Here is a 16,737-nt window from a genome sequence, read left to right on the forward strand (position 1 = left end):
TGACCGTTTACAAAGCCATACGATCGCCACGTGCGCAGCGCCCCATGGTGCTCCGCAATACAGGTTTGGGCCTGCTGCTGGGGGCGATGGCCGCCGTCAGCGGTGTCCATGCCGCCGGACCGGTGGGCGCCGAACCGGGTCAGGTGACCGGTGCGCACGTCGCCCCGGCCTCCAGCCCGGATCCCGCCAAACAGGTGCCGGGAACCGTGTCGGTGTCCAACATCGACTTCAAGCGGGGCGACGGGGGCGCGGGTCGCCTGATCCTGAGCTTCACCGGCGAAGGTGCTGCGCCGGACATGCGCAGCCAGGGCAACTCGGTGGTCATCAACGTGGCCAACGCCTCGCTGCCGGCGAACCTGCAGCGACCGCTGAACGTGTCCGACTTCGCCACTCCGGTGGACAACATCGAGGCGCGCAGCAGCGGCGGTGGCACCACCCTGGTACTCAACACCGGCGGTCCGTTCGAGTCGATGGCCTACCAGACCGGCAAGGACTACGTGGTCGAGATCGTGCCGCGCGCCGAGGTGGCCACGGCGGCCAAGTCGAGCCGTGCGCCGGCGATGGGCGCAACCACGGGCATGGCGACGACGGAGACAAAGGTCTACGGTGGCCGTCCGGTCACGTTCAACTTCCAGGACGTCCCCGTGCGCACCGTGCTGCAGCTGGTCGCCGAGGAATCCAACCTCAACATCGTTGCCGCGGACACCGTGCAGGGCAACGTCACCCTGCGCCTGATCAACGTGCCGTGGGACCAGGCGCTGGACATCGTGTTGCAGGCCAAGGGTCTGGACAAGCGCCGCAGCGGCAACGTGGTCTGGGTCGCTCCGCAGGCCGAACTGGCCCAGCATGAGCAGGCCCGTGAAGACGCGCGGATCGCCATGTCCAACCGCGTCGAGCTGGTCACCGAGTACATCCAGATCAACTACCACAACGCGGGCCAGATCTACACGGCGCTGACCGAGGCCAAGGGCGTGGGCGGTTCGGGCGGCGGCGGTGGCGGCAGCGGTGGCAGCAGCAACACCGACACCGGCTTCCTGTCACCCCGTGGCCGGCTGGTCGCCGACGATCGCACCAATACCCTGATGGTCAGTGACACCCCGAAGAAGGTCGCCGAGATGAAGGAACTCATCGCCGTGATCGACCGTCCGGTCGACCAGGTGGTGATCGAGGCGCGCGTCGTGGTGGCGACGGAGAGCTTCTCGCGTGAGTTGGGAGCACGGTTTGGGGTCAGCGGCACCAAGAATAACGTGGGTTTCAGCGGCAAACTTGAGACGAACAAGGACAACCTGAACTCGGTCAATGACGCAGATCCGGGCACGATCATCGAGCGCGCCCTGATGAGCAACCTGGCCGTCGCCAACCCCGCCGGCGCGGTTGCGCTGTCGATCCTCAATGCCGGTTACCTGCTCGACATCGAGTTGTCGGCGATGCAGACGCAGGGACGTGGTGAGGTGATCTCCAACCCGCGCATCGTCACCAGCAACCAGCGTGAGGCGATCATCAAGCAGGGTCAGGAAGTGGGTTACGTGACCATCCAGCCGGCGACGGCAGGCGGCGTGGCGACCCCGAGCGTGCAGTTCAAGGAAGTCGTGCTGGAGATGAAGGTGACCCCGACCATCACCAACGACGGCCGCGTGTTCCTCAACCTCAACGTCAAGAAGGACGAGATCGAGGGCTTCGTCAAGACCGGTATCGGCGACGTGCCCCAGATCAGCACCCGCGAAGTCAACACCGCGGTGCTGGTGGAAGACGGCCAGACCGTCGTGGTCGGCGGCGTGTACGAGTTCCGCGACCGCGAAGACGCGAGCAAGGTGCCGTTCCTGGGCGACATCCCCTTCCTTGGCAACCTGTTCAAGAAGAAGGGTCGCCAGAAGGAGAAGGCGGAGCTGCTGATCTTCGTCACCCCCAAGGTGCTGGAAGTGTCGCAGCGCAACCACCGCAACTGATCCGGCGGTGGAACGGAAAACGGAGCCTTCGGGCTCCGTTTTTTTTGGTGGACGCTGAACGTCGACGGCAACGCGTTGAACCCGTCACGCCCACTTGGGTCAAACTTGTGCGAGGCCCGCAACCGGGGCCGCAACCGGGATTGTTGATGGACCATGTGACCGACCATTTCGCGCCTGCCGCCGAGCCCGCCGAACATGCCACGCCAGGCCGGCTGCAGGCCGCGTTTGACGACCTGCGCGGCGCGCTGTCGGAACAGATCATCGGCCAGTCGCGGCTGGTGGAACGGCTGCTGATTGCACTGCTCGCCGATGGCCACCTGCTGGTGGAAGGCGCGCCCGGCCTGGCCAAGACCACGGCGGTCCGGGCGCTGGCATCGCGGCTGGACGCGGAGTTTGCCCGTGTGCAGTTCACGCCGGACCTGCTGCCCTCCGACCTCACCGGCACCGAGATCTGGCGGCCGCAGGACGGCCGCTTCGAGTTCATGCCTGGCCCGGTATTCCACCCGATCCTGCTGGCCGACGAGATCAACCGGGCGCCGGCCAAGGTGCAGTCGGCGCTGCTGGAGGCGATGGGCGAGCGCCAGGTGACGGTGGGGCGGGCGACCTATCCGCTGCCGGACCTGTTCCTGGTAATGGCGACCCAGAACCCGATCGAGCAGGAGGGAACCTTTCCCCTGCCCGAGGCGCAGCTGGACCGTTTCCTGATGCACGTGCGGATCGGCTATCCCGACGTGGACGCCGAAACGCGCATCCTGGAGCTGGCACGGAACCAGGCGCGGCGGGCGCTGACCCACACCGAGTCGGCGTTCAAAAAGCTGCCACTGGAAGACGTCTTCGCGGCGCGCGCCGAGGTGCTCGAACTGCACGTCGCGCCCATGGTGGAGCGTTATCTGGTGGAATTGGTGCTGGCCTCGCGCGACGCCAGCAGCTACGACCCCGCGCTCGCGCGGCGGATCGAGTGGGGCGCGAGCCCGCGCGGTTCGATCGCGCTGGAGCGCTGCGCGCGTGCACGCGCGTGGCTGCTGGGGCGGGATTTTGTTACCCCTGACGACGTGCGCGACGTCGCGCCGGATGTGCTGCGCCACCGCGTGCTGCCCAGTTACGAAGCGACCGCTGAAGGCTGGGACGGAGACCGCCTGGTCGCCGAACTCATTGCGAAGGTGCCGTTGCCGTGAGCGATGGGGTCATCCCCGTGATCGAGGAACTGGTGGCACTGCGAGCCGCAGTGACCGGGCGCCGGACGCCGCGCCGGGGCAGCCACGGCGGCGGCCAGGCGATTTCCCCCATGCGGGGCCGCGGCATGGAGTACGCCGAGTCGCGTGAATACGCCGCGGGCGACGACTCCCGCCACATCGACTGGCGGGTCACCGCCCGCACCGGGCGTGCCCACACCAAGCTCTACCAGGCCGAGCGCGAGCGCTTGAGCTTGATCGTCGCCGACACCGCGGCCAACCTGTATTTCGGTACCCGCGTGCGCTTCAAGTCGGTGCAGGCCGCGCGCGCCGGCGCCATCGCGGCATGGGCGGCAATACGCGACGGCGACCGCGTCGCCGCGCTGCGCGGTTCCACGATCGAGCCACCGGTTTCCCCGGCCGGCGGCGCCCGTGGCGCGCTGCGGGTGATCGAGGCGCTGGCCCGCTGGTATGCCGCACCGCCCGATGACGACAAGGGCCTGGCGGTCGCCCTGGACCATGCCCAGCGGGTGCTCCGTCCCGGTTCGCGGGTGTTGGTGCTGGCCGATCCCGACAGTGTCGCGGCCATGCCCGCGTCGCGCTGGACCGCGCTGGCGCGCCACCAGGAGGTGGTCCTGCTGCTGTTGACCGATCCGCTTGAAGCCGATCCCCCGCCTGCGGTCCTGCCGTTCGAGGCAGGCGGCCATCGGGTCGAGGTCGATCTGGCCGGCGACGCGGCGCGGCAGCGCTGGGGCGCCGAGTTCTCCGCCCCGGTGCAGATGGCGCTGAAGACCCTGCCGACCCGCGGCGTGCGGGTCCACGTCCTGTCCAGCGATGCCCCCAGCCAATCCTGGCTCGCCCTGCAGGACCGACGTCCCGCGCTGGTCGCGTGATGCAGGATCCCACACTGCTGCTGCGCGACATCCATCAGCCGCCGGCGCCGCCGTTCTGGCCGCCGGCGCCCGGATGGTGGCTGTTGGCCGGTGCGCTCCTGCTCGTGCTGGGCATCGTCATGGCGCTGCGCTGGAGACGCACGCGGCGCCGGAGGCAGATCGCTGCGATCTTCGACAATGCGCTGGATGAGGCGGCAACCCCGACCGCCGAAGTGGCGGCGATCTCCCAGCTTCTGCGCCGTGCCGCGCGTCGCATCGATCCGGAAGCGGACCGCCTGCAGGGCGATGCATGGCTGGCATTTCTCGATCGCCCGACCGGCAGTGCGCGGCGCAAACGCCGGGCCAACGAGGCGGAAGGTCGGTTCGCCGGTGAGCCCGGTCGCCTGCTGCTGGAGGGTGCGTTCCGGCCCGAGGTCGACCCGGCCGATGTCGCAGCGCTGCGCTCGCTGGCGCGCGCGCGGTTCCAGCAGTGGATGCTGGGCCGATGAGCGGTCTGCTGGCGAATACCGTGGGTGCGTGGCTGGACGGTTTCGCGTGGCCGTGGTTGCTGCTGGCCCTGCCGCTGCCCTGGCTGGCACGTCGGGCGCTGCCGGCCCGGCGGAGTTCGGCGCCGGCGCTGGCGGTGCCCTTCGGTGATCGTCTGGCGGGTCTGGCTGCGACCGTGGCTGGCAGCGGCCGCAGCGCTGGCGGATGGCTGGCATGGGCCGCATGGGTGTTGCTGTGCCTGGCGGCGGCGCGACCGCAACAGGTCGGCGAGGCGGTCATGCCGCCGCAATCGGGGCGCGAGATGATGGTCGCGCTGGATCTTTCCGGCAGCATGAGCGAGCCCGACATGATGCTCGGCGGGCGCCGGGTGGACCGGCTGACCGCGGCGAAGGCGGTGCTGTCGGACTTCCTCGACCACCGCGAAGGCGATCGGGTGGGCTTGCTGGTGTTTGGTCAGCGCGCGTATGTGCTGGCGCCACCGACGCTGGACCTGGCGACGGTACGCCAACAGCTCGGCGACAGCGTGGTCGGACTGGCCGGTCGCGAAACCGCGATCGGCGACGGCATCGGCCTGGCGGTAAAGCGCCTGGTCAGCGGCGCGGAGGATCGCGAGTCCGGCGAGCACGTGTTGATCCTGCTCACCGACGGCGTCAACAACGCGGGGATGCTGGAACCGCTGAAGGCCGCGGAGCTCGCGAGCGACGCTGGCGTGCGTGTCTACACCGTCGCCTTTGGAGGTGATGGCGCGATGTCGGTGTTCGGGTTCCAGCTGCCGGTTCCCGCCGGCGAGGACGAGGTCGACGAGGCAACGCTCACGCAGATCGCGGAAAGCACCGGCGGACGGTTTTTCCGCGCCCGCGACACCGCGCAGCTGGCAGGCATCTACGCCGAAATCGATCGGCTCGAGCCGATCCGGCAGCCCGGCGAGGCGGTGAGGCCGCGGATCGAACGCTACCAGTGGCCCCTGGGCGCTGCGCTCGGCTTGGGCCTGCTCGGCTTCGTCGCGCCGCGCCGGAGGCCGTGGTGATCGCGGCGCTCGGCTTGGGGCTGCCCGGCTTCGCCGCGCCGCGCCGGAGGCCGTGGTGATCGCGGCGCTCGGCTTGGGCCTGCTCGGCTTCGTCGCGCCGCGCCGGAGGCCATGGTGATGTCCGCGCTCGCACAACTGCAATGGCTGAGGCCCGACTGGCTGTGGGCGCTGGCGCTGCTGCCGGTGCTGGCGTGGTGGTGGCAGCGCCGCCGCACCCGCGCCAGCATCTGGACGCAGGCGGTGGACGCCCATCTGTTGCCGCATCTGCTCAAGCCCGGCCCGGCCTCGCGTCGCTGGCTGGCGCCGCTGATTGCTGCGTTGGCGTTCAGCCTCGCCGTTGTGGCCCTGGCCGGTCCGAGCCTGCGCGAGGTCCAGCAATCACTGTGGACGCAGGATTCGCCGCTGGTGGTCGCGGTCGACCTGTCCAGCGCAAGCCTGGCTGCGGACACGCCGCCCTCGCGGATTGCACGGGTGCGGGTGAAGCTGGCCAGTTTGCTGGCCGGTCGCCAAGGCGGTCAGGTCGGCCTGGTCGCCTGGGCGGGCGAGGCGTTCACGGTGGCGCCCTTGACCGCCGATACTGCCAACGTCGCCTTGTTCCTGGATGCGCTGGACCCTGACGTCATGCCGGTCGATGGCCACCGAGCCGACCGGGCGATCGCCCGGTCGGCGCAGTTGCTGGCCCAGGCCGGCTTCCAAGACGGGACGATCCTGCTGTTGAGCGATCACGCGACCCCGGCGGCGCGGGCGGAAGCCGCCAAGGCAAAGGCGCGTGGCTACACGGTATCGGTCCTGGGGCTGGGGACGGCGGAGGGAGCGCCGTATCGCACGGCCGGCGGCGGGGTCGATGTCGCGCGCCGCGATGATGCGTCCTTGCAGGACCTCGCGGCGGCCGGCGGCGGGCGCTACGCCGCGCTTGGCGAAAGCAACGACGATCTTGCGACGCTGGGCGTACTGGATTCCCGCCGCGGCACCGGCGCTGCGGACGGTGCGGAGTCGGGCACTTCGGTCACCACCCGCCAGGACGACGGCTACTGGTTGCTGCTGCCCCTGATGCTGCTGGCGCTGCTCGCGTTCCGTCGCGGCGCGCCCGTCCTGCTGCTGGTGGTGTGCCTCTGGCTGCCGGGTCGCAACGCATTGGCGGCGGACCTGTGGCAACGGCCGGACCAGCGCGCGCATCGCACCATGCAGGACGCGGAAGCGGCCTACCGGCGCGGCGACTTCGAAGAGGCGGCGAAGATCTACGCCGATGTCGACGGCGCCGACGCGGACTACAACCGCGGCAACGCGCTTGCCCGCCAAGGCAGGTACGCCGACGCCATCGCCGCGTATGACGAGGCGCTGAAGGCGGCGCCGACCATGGAGGACGCGATCGCCAACCGGCGGGCGGTGGAAGCGGCGATGAAGCGCAGGCCTCCGCCGGGCCCGACGTCGTCTTCGGGCGGGTCCGGGGAGCCCAAGGGCGACGACGATGCGGGCTCCGGCAACAGCGACCCTTCGTCCGATGCCGACAGTCAGAAGAAAGACCCGGCGACGGACCAGGACCATGACAAGGATGCCGGCGACGGTCGCGGCGGGGATACGCCGGCGGCGCAGGACGAGCAGGACAAGTCTTCCCGCTCAGGCAGCGACGCCCAGAACGGGACGGACAACGAGCCCGAAGCCGCCGATGCCGAGGCCCAGGCGGCTGCCGATGCGGCGCAGCGCGAGCGCATGCGTGAAGCGCTCGAAAGCGCGGGAGAGCATGGCAAAAGCGAGGGTAGTGCCGCTGCCGATGCGACGCCCGAGAGTGCCGATGAGCGCGAACGGCGCGTTGCCAACGAGGCCTGGCTGCGGCGGATCCCCGATGATCCTGGCGGCCTGCTGCGGCGCAAGTTCCGGATCGAATACGAGCGCCGCCAGCGCGAAGGGAGCACCGATTGATGAAGCCCATGGTTCGAGGAATCCTGCAGACGCTCGCCTGCCTGTTGTTGCTGGTCAGCCTGGACGCGAGCGCCAGGACCCGGGCGTGGCTGGACCGCGACCACATCGCGATGGGCGAGACAACGACGCTCAATATCGAGACCGACACCGGCACCGCGCCGGACTACGCGCCGCTGCAGGCGGATTTCGCGATCAGTGGCCACACCAGTCGCCGCCAGGTGGAACTGGGTGGTGGCAAGGTCACCAGCCGCACCCTGTATGCCGTTGCGCTGCAGCCGCGGCGCGAGGGCCTGTTGACGATTCCCGGGATCGCGGTGGGTGGCGAGAAGACCAATCCGCTGCCGCTGACGGTGGCGCCCGCAAGTGCGGCCACCCCGTCGCAGGCGGGCGCCGACGTCTTCCTGGAAAGCGAGCCCGACGACGCCTCGCCCTACGTGCAGCAGGCGGTTGGCTGGACGGTGCGGCTGTATTCGGCGGTGCCGCTGGTGTCGGGCCAGCTCGACCAGCCCGCACCGCAGGGCGTCTCGCTGACCCAGGTCGGTGAGGACCTGCGCTTTGACCGCCAGATCGGCGGCCGCGATTACAGCGTGGTCGAGCGCCACTACCTGCTGGTTCCTGACCGCAGCGGCCCGGTGGAGGTGCCGGGCGCGATCTTCCGCGGCCGCGGCGTGAGCGGGTTTTTCGATGACCTGTTGGGGCGCGGCGACAGCCTGCAGGCGAAGGCGCCCGCCATGACCCTGAGCGTGAAACCGATTCCCGCCCAGGCGCCGCAACCGTGGTTGCCCTTGCAGGGGCTGGAATTGCGCTATCTGGCGACGCCGCAGAGTGCCGAGGCCGGCGCGGCGGCCACGCTCACCGTGGAGGCGGTGGTGGACGGCGCGAGCGCGTCGCAGTTGCCGGAACTGCGATTGCCCGAGGTTGCCGGCGCGCAGGTGTTTCCCGAGCCGGTGCAGACCGAAGAGCGCTGGGTCGATGGTCGGCCCCAGGTCACCCTGCGTCGGCAGTTCGCGCTGGTGCCCGCGCAGCCAGGGACGCTGCGTATTCCCGGTCCACAGATGGCCTGGTGGGATGCCGTGGCCGGACAGGCGCGTACCGCCGAGCTGCCGGCGCTCGCCCTTGAAGTGGCCGCAGCGTCCAGCAGCGGGTCCGCTACGGCGATCTCAAACGCACCAAGTGTTGCCGCCGCCGACGGCACGGGCACTGACAATGGCGCCGGTGCGGCGCAGGGCGGCGGCGTGAACCACCAGCCGTGGGTCATCGCCACCGTGGGCTTCGGCCTGGCCTGGCTGCTGACGCTGTTGTGGGGGCTGCATCGCGTGCCGGCGACCGCGTCCGGCGCTGTCGCCGGGGCGGTTGCCGCTCCGATTGCCCCGGGTACGAAGCGGCCCCCGGCGGACCTGTCCGGCTTCGCCAGGTCGCTGGATCACGGCGACTTCGACGAGGTCGCCACGCGGCTGTGCGCCTTGGCGCGACCGCCTGCCGCCGACATCGACGAGGCGCGCGCCCGGCTTGCCGATCCGGCCCAGCGCGAGGCGGTGGCGGCCATGCAGCGCGCACGCTGGGGAGACGGCGACGGGGTCGATGCGCGACGGCAGCTGCGATCGGCCTTCGCGCGCGGCCCGCAATGGCGCGACAGCCAGGGCGGCGCGACGACCTCCACGGAGTTGCTGCCGCCGCTGTATCCGCCGCGCTGAGTCAGGCCTCGGCGAGGGCGGGTTTGTTACGCTCGGGCGCTGCCACCGGGGAGTGCACTGATGACCGATTCCACGCCTGACACCGCGCCGCGGACCCGCATGCCGCTGCACTGGAAGATGGCGATCGGCTTCGCGTCCGGCCTGCTGCTGGGGCTGCTGGTGTACTCGGCACAGGTGCCGGGCGCTGACGTATTCATGCGCTACGTCACCGACCCCGTCGGCCAGTTGTTCCTGCGATTGCTGTTCATGCTGGTGATTCCGCTGATCTTCTCCGCACTGGTACTGGGCGTGGTGGAGATCGGCGATCCCGAGTCGCTGGGCCGGATCGGCCTGAAGACGCTGCTCTACATCCTGGTGGTCACCGCGATCGCGGTCGCCATCGGCATGCTGATGGTCAACGTGTTCCAGCCGGGCGCGGGCATGTCACGCGAGGTCGGCGAGGCACTGATGGCGCGCGAATCGGAGGCCAGCGCGGCGATCATGACCCACCGCGAGTCGCTGTCGGGCATCGACATCCTGCTCAACATCGTGCCCCGCAACCCGGTGCAGGCGGCCGCCGACGGCGAGCTGATCTCGGTGATGTTCTTTGCGCTCATGTTCGGCATCGCTGCGACGGTGATGCGCACGCCGGGCGTCAACGCGTTTGTCGGCACCGTGCAGGGCATCTACGAGATCAGCCTGAAACTGATCGACTGGGTGATCCGGACCGCGCCCTACGCGGTGTTCGCGCTGATGTTCAGCCTGGCGGCAAAGGTCGGGCTTACCGCCCTCAAGCCGCTGGCGATGTACGTGCTGGTGGCGGCCGGCGCGATGGCGCTGCACATGGTGGTCGTGTTTCCGCTGTTGCTGCGCTTTCTGGGCGGCATGTCGCCGCTGTTCTTCTTCCGCCGCGCCCAGCTGGCGATGCTGACCGCGTTCTCGACCTCGTCCTCCAGCGCGACCCTGCCGACCACCCTGCGCGTGGCCGAGGAGGAGCTGGGAACGCCGCGGCGCATCGGGCGGTTCGTCTGCACGCTGGGCGCGACCGCCAACATGAACGGCACCGCCCTGTTCGAAGGGGTGACGGTGCTGTTTCTGGCGCAGTTTTTCCTGATCGACCTCAGCCTGGGCCAGCAGGTCCTGATCGTGCTGATGTGCGTGCTCGGTGGGGTCGGCGCGGCCGGTGTGCCGGGTGGATCGCTGCCGGTGATTGCGATGATCCTGGTGATGTTCGGGATTCCCCCGGAAGGGCTGGGCCTGATCCTGGGCGTCGACCGTTTCCTCGACATGTGCCGGACCTGCGTCAACGTCACCGGCGATCTGGTCGGCACGGTGGTGATTTCACACAGCGAGGCGGGCAGGGCCCACGTTGAACTGCCCGAGTGAGGGCGCGTTTGGCCGCACGCGCGGAACCGGCGACAATGGGCGACGGCCCTGCAGCGAGTCTGCAAGGGCCGCCCCCCATTCCTGGATCCGCCATGCCCACGCCCAGCCGCCGCGACCTTGCCAACGCCATCCGTTTCCTCGCCATCGACGCCGTCCAGGCGGCCAACTCCGGCCATCCGGGCATGCCGATGGGCATGGCCGACATCGCCGAGGTGCTTTGGAACGACTACCTGAGCCACAACCCGGCCAACCCCGGCTGGTTCAACCGCGACCGCTTCGTGTTGTCCAACGGCCACGGCTCGATGCTGCAGTACGCGCTGCTGCACCTGTCGGGCTATGACCTCTCGATCGAGGACCTGAAGCAGTTCCGCCAGCTCGAATCGCGCACGCCGGGCCATCCGGAAAACTTCATGACCCCGGGCGTGGAAACCACCACCGGTCCGCTGGGCCAGGGCCTGGCCAACGCGGTCGGCATGGCACTGGCGGAGAAACTGCTCGCGCAGCGCTTCAACCGTCCCGAACACGCCATCGTCGACCACCGCACCTGGGTGTTCATGGGCGACGGCTGCCTGATGGAAGGCATCTCCCACGAGGCCGCATCGCTCGCCGGCACCTGGGGGCTGAACAAGCTGGTCGCGTTCTGGGACGACAACCACATCAGCATCGACGGCGACACCGCCGGCTGGTTCACCGACGACACGCCGGCGCGCTTCGAGGCGTACGGCTGGAACGTCGTGCGCGACGTCGACGGCCACGACGCGGACGCGATCAAGCGCGCGATCGATGAGGCGCTGTCGAGCAGCGACAAGCCGACCCTGCTGTGCTGCCGCACCACGATTGGTTATGGCTCGCCCAAGAAGGCCGGCAGCGAGTCCAGCCACGGCTCGCCGCTGGGCGCCGATGAAATCGTCGCCACCCGCAAGGCGCTGGGCTGGGAGCAGGGCGCGTTCGAGATCCCGGACGAGATCTACGAGGGCTGGCGGGTCGGCGGCGTCGGCAGGTTCCGCGAGGATCAGTGGAACGAGGCCTTCGACCACTACGCGACCCGTTTCCCCCTCGAGGCCGCGGAGCTGGTCCGCCGCTCGCACGGCGAACTGCCCGACGATTTCGCCGAGGCCGCCGATGCGTTCATCGCCAAGCTGCAGGCCGACGGCCCGGTGATCGCTTCGCGCAAGGCCTCGCAGAACGCGATCGAGGCGTTCGCGCCGCACCTGCCCGAGCTGGTCGGTGGTTCGGCGGATCTGGCCGGTTCCAACCTGACCCTGTGGAGCGGCAGCAAGTCGGTCACCGGCGATGATCGCGATGCCAACTACATCTATTACGGCGTGCGCGAGTTCGCGATGACCGCGATCAGCAACGGCCTGAGCGTGCACGGCGGCTTTATTCCGTACGACGCGACCTTCCTGGTGTTCAGCGACTACGCGCGCAACGCGGTACGCATGAGCGCGCTGATGGGCGCGCGCGCCATCCACGTCTACACCCATGACTCCATTGGCTTGGGCGAGGACGGACCGACCCACCAGCCGATCGAGCACCTGGCCAGCCTGCGCTACATCCCCAACAACGATGTCTGGCGCCCCTGCGATGCGGTGGAATCCGCGGTCGCGTGGAAGGCGGCGATCGAGCGCGCCGACGGTCCCAGCTGCTTGGTGTTCTCGCGTCAGAACCTGGACCACCAGCCGCGCGACAACGCCCAGCTGGGCGACATCGCCCGCGGCGGTTACGTGCTGCGCGACGGCGGCGCCGACCCGGAGCTGATCCTGATCGCGACCGGTTCGGAAGTGGGTCTGGCGATGAAGGCGGCCGAGGAACTGGGCGATGCGGTCCGCGTGGTGTCCATGCCCTCCACCGACGTCTTCGACCGCCAGGACGAGGAGTACCGCGAATCGGTGCTGCCGCGTGGCTGCCGCAAGCGCGTGGCGATCGAGGCCGGGGTATCGGACTTCTGGGCCAAGTACGTCGGCCTCGATGGCGCGGTGATCGGCATCGACACCTTCGGCGCGAGTGCACCGGCGGACAAGCTGTTCCCGCACTTCGGATTCACCGTCGACCACGTGGTACGGGCGGCGCGCGCGCTGGGCTGAGCGCTTACCGCGGCCGGGCGCGTCCGGGACCCGGAGGCGCCCGGTCCAATGCCCGGTCGGGCATTGCTCGGATCGGCTGCGCCGCGGGTTCAAAATTCTGCTTGACATCATCGTTTACATTCGTAATCTGGAGAAAAGATTACGGGCGTAAACAATGCAGATCAGCGAAGCCGAATCGGTCGTCATGGAAGTCCTGTGGCAGCAGCAGCCGCTGGCGGCCGAGGACGTGGTCGCGGCCCTGAGTCCCAGCCAGGACTGGCAGGAGGCGACCATCAAGACCCTGCTCAACCGCCTGCTCAACAAGGGCGCGATCAGCGCGAGCAAGGAGGGCCGGCGGTACCTCTACTCGCCGGTGCTGCAGCGCGCCGATTGGGTGAACACGGAAAGCTCGGGATTGCTCGACCGCCTGTTCGATGGCCGCATCGCGCCGCTGGTGGCCCACTTCAGCGCCCACCGCAAGCTCACTGCCGAGGACGTCTCGCAACTCCGTGAACTGCTGGCGGAGATCGACGATGAGCGCCGCTGAGTTCGCGATGCTGCTGGCCCGCGCCGCGCTCGCCTCCAGCGTCGCGATCGCTCTGGTGTGGCTGCTGCGCCGCCCGCTGCGGCGGGGATTCGGTGCCGCCAGTGCCTACGCCGCCTGGCTCGCGGTGCCCGCGTCTCTGGTCGCGGTGCTCGCGCCCTTGGTGGGGTTCTCGCTGCAACCGCACTGGATCGGCGCTCTGGCCGCGCTTCCGACTGCCGTAGCGGCAGCCCCCGCATCGCCATCCCCCTTCAACCCTGCAGAACTCGTGCTTGCGATCTGGATCGTCGGCATGGCCGCGATGGCCGTGCATTTCGCCCTCCAGCAACGGCGCTTTCACCGTGCGCTGGGGCAGGTGCACGAGCGCGCCGACGGTACGCGGCAGGCGAGCGTGGCCGAGGGCCTGCCGGCGGCGATGGGCCTGTGGCGGCCGAGGATCGTGGTGCCGCTGGATTTCGACCAACGCTACAACGACGAGCAACGCGAGTTGATGCGTGCCCACGAGTCCACCCACATCCGTCGCGGCGATCTGCAGGTCAACGCGTTTGCCGCCGGCCTGCGCTGCCTGTTCTGGTTCAACCCGCTGGTGCACGTTGCGGCGGTGCATTTCCGCCAGGATCAGGAGCTGGCCTGCGATCAGCGCGTGATCGCCCGATACCCGCAATCGCGCCGCGCCTATGGCGAGGCGATGTTGAAGACCCAGCTGGCCGGTCAGCCGCTGCCGCTGGGATGCCACTGGGGCTACAGCCATCCACTCAAGGAGAGAATCGAGATGCTCAAGCAACCCGTTGTTGGACTGCCGCGCTGGATCGCGGGCACCGTCGCGGTCACCGCGCTCACCCTGGCCATGGGCGTCGGCGCCTGGGCCGCGCAGCCGGGCGGTTCGCAGACCATTAGCGATATCCGTCCAGGCGGGAGGATGCCGCCACCACGCTATCCGGAGGGCGCGGCGGAGCAGGGGATCGGCGGCAAGGTGGTGCTGCTCCTCCAGCTGGACGCGCAAGGGAACGTCTCCGGCGTCGAGGTGGAAAGCTCGCAGCCGGCCGGCGTGTTTGATCAGGCAGCGATCGACGCCGCGCGCAACTGGACCCTCAACCCGCCGATGAAGGACGGCAAGCCGGTCGCGGGCAAGGTGCGGGTGCCGGTCTCGTTCGAGCCGGATCCGCCGGCACCGCCCGCACCCCCGGCCGCGCCAAAAGCTCCGCCGGCGCCCTCTGCTGGGCCGGGCGCAGCGCCAGCGCCTCCTGCACCCGCTGCGCCTCCCGCACCGCCTGCGCCACCTTCGCCTCCTGCCCCGCCTGCCGACCCGATCGGCTGACCGGCGCTACGCAGCTTCACCAGACTTCGGGGGAGCGTTGAGTGCCGACTACAACCCGTCGGCAGGCGGTTCCAGCTGCAATGGGGTGCACAGATGACGGCGACCGCCGGCACCTGCCGGGGGCAGGCGGCCGCCGCGGATGTTTACCTGCAGCGAGGGATACAGCAGCTTGGGCGCGGCGAGGCCGGCATCGCGCTCGGAGCGGACCTTGCGGAACGCCTCCATCGAGGTGTCTGCTGAAAGCAACCGGTTGTCGCGGCGCGACTCCTCCACGGTGACGCTGGCACGTCGCTCGCGTCCTTCCGGCGGGTAGTCGTGGCACAGCCACAGGACGGTGTCTCCCGGCAGCGCGTGCAGGCGGGTGATGGACGCGTACAGCTGATCGATGCTGCCGCCGGGAAAATCGCAGCGCGCGGTGCCCAGGTCGGGTGCAAACAGCGTATCGCCGACGAACACGTTGTCGCCGATGCGATAGCTCAGGCTGTCGGCGGTGTGTCCGGGCGTCGCCATCACCTCGATCGACAGCGCGCCGGCGCTGAACAATTCGCCGTCGGAGAGCAACCGATCGAACGCGTCCGCCAGCGCCGGGTCGGCGCGATCCATCGCGAACACGGACGCGAAGTGATCCTGCACCGAGGCGATGCCGCTGCCGATGGCGACGGGCACGTCCAGCCGCGCGCGCAGGAATGCGGCAGAACTCAGGTGGTCCGCGTGGGCATGGGTCTCGAGGATGAAATGCACGCGCAGATCGTTGGCGGCAATGAACTCGAGCACTTCGCGCGCCGAATCGGTCCGGATCCGGCCCGAACGTTGGTCGTAGTCGAGCACCGGGTCAATCACCACCGCATCGCGGCCCTCATGGACGACGTAGATCCAGGTGCCGATCGACTCGTGGAAAAACGGTTCCACCTGTGGCTTGGAAGTCATCGGCTCTCTCCGTTTGGGGCGGCGTCCACGGCGCAGAAGATCCCGTGCAGGGTGTTGATGATCTGTCGGGCGGGGCCGTCGCTGAGCGAGTAATAGATGGTTTGCGCGTCACGACGGGTGTGCACCAGCCCGTCCGCGCGCAGAAGCGCGAGGTGTTGCGACAACGCCGACTGGCTCAGGTCGAGCTGGTTGTTGAGCTCGCTGACCGATTGCTCGCCGGCAACCAGCATGCACAGCAGCATCAGGCGGTTCTCGTTGCCGAGGGCCTTCAACAGCCGCACCGCGTCGCCTGCGTGGCTGCGCATCGCTTCCGGATCGATCGCGGCCATGGACTCGGTAGCCTCGGGCATTCGTGCCGCGCGCATCGACTGCTGACTCAACGCGTCGTCACCGGCAGGCCGGCGTCGGTCCATCCGGTGATGCCCCCGCTGATCGAGCGCACGTCGGTGAAACCCATGCGCTGCAGGCTCACTGCCGACAACGCGGCGCGGCCGCCGCTCCGGCAATACACCACGATCGGGCAGGACTTGGAGGACAGCGCCGGGTCGCTGACAGTGGCGACGGCGGGGTGGGCGTCGACCTGGAATTCGAGCACTCCGCGCGGAATGTTGATGGCGTCCTCGATGTGGCCGGTCTGGTATTCGGCCGTTTCACGGACGTCGATCAGCACCGCACTGCCCTGATGGGCGGCCAGATCGCCTGGTGCGACTTCACGGATCTGCTTGCGGGCTTCTTCCACGAGCTGGTTGGCGGTCAGGTGCATGGCAGTTTTCCACGGGGCGGGAGCGCCACCATATCACTTGACTCTAATATAAGTAAAGACTAATGTATTGCGGCACCGTGCTCACGCCGGTGGTGATTCCATTGCTCTACAGCACCTGCTGCCTTGGCAGCGGCGAAAGGAGGACCACGCATGATTTCTTCAACCACCGACAATGCACCCGGGCCGGTGCTGGTCGTTTGCCCCCATTGCCATTCACCCAACCGGGTGCCGGACGCTCGACTGGCCGAGGCGCCGTCGTGTGGTCGCTGCCAGAAGCCGCTGTTTGACGGCAAGCCGGTGAGTCTGGGAGTGGATCATTTCACCGCACACATCAGTCGCGGCGGCCTTCCCGTGCTGGTCGATTTCTGGGCGCCGTGGTGCGGCCCCTGCAAGGTGATGGCGCCGCAGTTCGAGCTCGCCGCCGCCGAGCTGGAGCCGCACGTGCGCCTGGCCAAGGTCGATACCCAGAGTGAGCCCACCCTGGCCCAGCAGTACGCCATCCGCAGCATTCCCACCCTGGCCCTGTTCAAGGGCGGCCGGGAGCTTGCGCGGCAGGCCGGGGCGATGTCGGCGGCGGACATCGTGCGTTGGACGCGGCAGCACCTGCCGGCGTGAAGCG

At 69.0% G+C, this 16,737-nt stretch carries 15 protein-coding genes; 12 read left to right on the top strand and 3 right to left on the bottom strand.

Features of this window, described 5'->3' with window-relative positions:
- Positions 1-44: 44 nt before the first annotated feature.
- The 11 genes from INQ40_RS03170 (at position 45) to INQ40_RS03220 (ending at position 14,428) form a co-directional block, all read left to right on the top strand.
- Complete coding sequence (locus tag INQ40_RS03170) at positions 45-1,946, top strand: type IV pilus secretin PilQ family protein (RefSeq protein WP_194342390.1); 1,902 nt, start codon at positions 45-47, stop codon at positions 1,944-1,946.
- A 146-nt stretch (positions 1,947-2,092) separates the two neighbouring features.
- A complete protein-coding gene (locus INQ40_RS03175; RefSeq protein WP_194341706.1) occupies positions 2,093-3,121 on the top strand; it encodes a MoxR family ATPase in 1,029 nt (342 codons plus the stop codon).
- Positions 3,118-4,011, top strand: coding sequence for a DUF58 domain-containing protein (locus INQ40_RS03180; RefSeq protein ID WP_228482097.1), 894 nt, complete (start codon positions 3,118-3,120; stop codon positions 4,009-4,011). Before INQ40_RS03175 ends, INQ40_RS03180 begins: the two co-directional genes overlap by 4 nt.
- The gene (locus INQ40_RS03185) at positions 4,011-4,499 is read left to right on the top strand and encodes a DUF4381 family protein (RefSeq protein WP_194341708.1); all 489 of its coding nucleotides are present in this window, start codon (positions 4,011-4,013) and stop codon (positions 4,497-4,499) included. Before INQ40_RS03180 ends, INQ40_RS03185 begins: the two co-directional genes overlap by 1 nt.
- Positions 4,496-5,524, top strand: a complete 1,029-nt coding sequence (locus tag INQ40_RS03190) for a VWA domain-containing protein (RefSeq protein ID WP_194341710.1) — start codon at positions 4,496-4,498, stop codon at positions 5,522-5,524. Before INQ40_RS03185 ends, INQ40_RS03190 begins: the two co-directional genes overlap by 4 nt.
- Positions 5,525-5,641: 117 nt before the next feature.
- Positions 5,642-7,444 (top strand): tetratricopeptide repeat protein, encoded by a 1,803-nt coding sequence (locus tag INQ40_RS03195; RefSeq protein WP_194341712.1) that lies wholly within the window; start codon positions 5,642-5,644, stop codon positions 7,442-7,444.
- Positions 7,444-9,138, top strand: coding sequence for a BatD family protein (locus INQ40_RS03200; RefSeq protein ID WP_194341714.1), 1,695 nt, complete (start codon positions 7,444-7,446; stop codon positions 9,136-9,138). Before INQ40_RS03195 ends, INQ40_RS03200 begins: the two co-directional genes overlap by 1 nt.
- 60 nt (positions 9,139-9,198) lie before the next feature.
- Positions 9,199-10,503, top strand: coding sequence for a dicarboxylate/amino acid:cation symporter (locus INQ40_RS03205; protein ID WP_194341716.1), 1,305 nt, complete (start codon positions 9,199-9,201; stop codon positions 10,501-10,503).
- A 92-nt stretch (positions 10,504-10,595) separates the two neighbouring features.
- Positions 10,596-12,587: a transketolase gene (gene tkt / locus INQ40_RS03210; RefSeq protein ID WP_194341719.1), complete on the top strand. Its 1,992-nt coding sequence runs from the start codon at positions 10,596-10,598 to the stop codon at positions 12,585-12,587.
- 154 nt (positions 12,588-12,741) lie between these two features.
- Complete coding sequence (locus INQ40_RS03215; RefSeq protein ID WP_193986152.1) at positions 12,742-13,113, top strand: BlaI/MecI/CopY family transcriptional regulator; 372 nt, start codon at positions 12,742-12,744, stop codon at positions 13,111-13,113.
- Positions 13,100-14,428 carry a TonB family protein gene (locus INQ40_RS03220; protein ID WP_194341721.1) on the top strand — a complete coding sequence of 443 codons (1,329 nt, stop codon included), beginning with the start codon at positions 13,100-13,102 and terminating at the stop codon, positions 14,426-14,428. The genes INQ40_RS03215 and INQ40_RS03220 overlap by 14 nt, the downstream gene beginning before the upstream one ends.
- A gap of 48 nt (positions 14,429-14,476) precedes the next feature.
- Here the strand turns inward: INQ40_RS03220 and INQ40_RS03225 are convergent, their stop codons facing one another.
- Genes INQ40_RS03225 through INQ40_RS03235 form a run of 3 tightly spaced genes read right to left on the bottom strand, consistent with a single transcriptional unit; the run spans position 14,477 to position 16,118 of the window.
- Positions 14,477-15,355, bottom strand: a complete 879-nt coding sequence (locus tag INQ40_RS03225; protein ID WP_194341723.1) for an MBL fold metallo-hydrolase — start codon at positions 15,353-15,355, stop codon at positions 14,477-14,479.
- On the bottom strand, positions 15,352-15,684 hold the full coding sequence (locus INQ40_RS03230) for a metalloregulator ArsR/SmtB family transcription factor (protein WP_228482098.1): 333 nt from the start codon (positions 15,682-15,684) through the stop codon (positions 15,352-15,354). The genes INQ40_RS03225 and INQ40_RS03230 overlap by 4 nt, the downstream gene beginning before the upstream one ends.
- Positions 15,685-15,731: 47 nt before the next feature.
- A complete protein-coding gene (locus tag INQ40_RS03235) occupies positions 15,732-16,118 on the bottom strand; it encodes a rhodanese-like domain-containing protein (protein ID WP_194341725.1) in 387 nt (128 codons plus the stop codon).
- A gap of 150 nt (positions 16,119-16,268) precedes the next feature.
- Here INQ40_RS03235 and trxC point away from each other — a divergent pair, with 150 nt between their 5' ends.
- A complete protein-coding gene (trxC, locus tag INQ40_RS03240) occupies positions 16,269-16,733 on the top strand; it encodes a thioredoxin TrxC (protein ID WP_194341727.1) in 465 nt (154 codons plus the stop codon).
- Positions 16,734-16,737 lie beyond the last annotated feature (4 nt).

This window comes from Lysobacter sp. H21R4 (genome assembly GCF_015277535.1).
Classification (GTDB): Bacteria; Pseudomonadota; Gammaproteobacteria; order Xanthomonadales; family Xanthomonadaceae; genus Novilysobacter; species Novilysobacter ciconiae.